This is a genomic window from Aquimarina sp. AWH4_224, assembly GCF_056160245.1.
This window is the reverse complement of sequence record NZ_JBSWWU010000059.1, coordinates 1-420: the sequence shown is the minus strand read 5'-3', so window position 1 is coordinate 420 and position 420 is coordinate 1. Positions and strand designations below refer to the sequence as shown.

Below are 420 nucleotides of genomic sequence, written 5' to 3'. Positions count from 1 at the left end.
CAGCAAGCAATCCAGCACCGATTAGTGCACAATGTGCTGCACCCACGCCAGATATTACTGTCGTTACTGATGAAGCGGACAATTGTGGTACCCCTACGGTGGCATTTGTAAGTGATGTTAGTGATGGGAATAGCAATCCAGAAGTGATCACCAGAACCTATAGTGTGACGGATGCCGCAGGAAACAGCATCAATGTGACACAGACGATCACCATTAACGATACTACTGATCCAACGGCGAGCAACCCATCACCGATTAGTGCACAATGTGCTGCACCCACGCCAGATATCACTGTCGTTACTGATGAAGCGGACAATTGTGGTACACCAACGGTGGCATTTGTCAGTGATGTAAGCGATGGGAATAGCAATCCAGAAGTGATCACCAGAACCTATAGTGTTACAGATGCCGCAGGAAACA

General features: G+C 48.1%; 1 protein-coding gene. It reads left to right on the top strand.

Annotated features, from left to right (window positions below):
- A partial coding sequence (locus tag ACXAGJ_RS24685; RefSeq protein ID WP_474843858.1) for a hypothetical protein occupies positions 1-420 on the top strand: 420 nt, incomplete at both ends.